General features: G+C 38.9%; 1 protein-coding gene. It reads right to left on the bottom strand.

The features are described 5' to 3' along the window. The coding region (locus tag BA195_RS14450) for a hypothetical protein (protein WP_420882849.1) at nt 1–930 on the bottom strand (930 nt) is incomplete at both ends.

Below are 930 nucleotides of genomic sequence, written 5' to 3'. Positions count from 1 at the left end.
CTAAAATACTTCCTCCTACACTAGTATCACAAGCATTATCTGTATCAACTGCTGTAAAACTTACTGGATCTGGATTTGAAACTACAACTGCTGTTGACGCTCCTTCACAATCATTTACATCACGTACTCGTATCGTATAACTTCCTGCTGGTAACCCTGTAAATACATTGTTAGTTGTATTTGTTGCAAAAGCATCACCTGCTCTATAAGGTACGTTTGGTGTTCCTGTTACTTCTAACTGATACGTGTATCCGCCAAAACCATCTGCTCCGGTTGCGGTAATTGTTGCATCTGAATCATTTTCACAACTTACTTCTTTAGTTACAACTCCTGTTACCGATAATATTGCCGTTGGCTCATTTATTGTAAACTCATTTGTATTTATGGTACAGAATGGTGTGTTTGTCATAGTTACTGCTACATAATAGGTACCTTCTGGTAATCCTGTAATAGTCTCTGTGGTTCCGCCATTAATTCCTGTTCCGGTAATTGTTGTTGCTGTTCCGCCTTGTTCAAAAACTACATAGTCATAAACATCCGTAGCTCCGTTAAAAGGAGTACTCGCATCAAAAAATACATCAATACTTCCGCCTGCTACTCCAAAACATGTTGCTTGCGCATTGTTCGCAATCACCGTATAACTTGGTGCTGATCCTACTGTATACGTTTTCTCAAACACACAACCTGTTGTTGGATGTGTTGCCGTTATCGTGTACGTTCCTGTTGGTAAATTGGTAAACGTTAACGCTGCATCTGTTGCTGGTGTTACTGTCTCACTTGTTGGTCCTGAATATCCTGCCGGAGCACTTGTTATAGCATAAGTAACATTATCAATATTTGTTACTGTTTTTACTGAGATATCTTCTCCTGTTGCACAATCAATATCTTTTACTGAACTGATATTTATATCGGTAATCGCTTCAAATGGAG

Origin of the sequence: Tenacibaculum soleae (genome assembly GCF_001693415.1) — a bacterium.
Taxonomy (GTDB): domain Bacteria; phylum Bacteroidota; class Bacteroidia; order Flavobacteriales; family Flavobacteriaceae; genus Polaribacter; species Polaribacter soleae.
The sequence above is the reverse complement of the archived record's forward strand: the minus strand, read 5'-3'. Positions and strand labels throughout refer to the sequence as shown.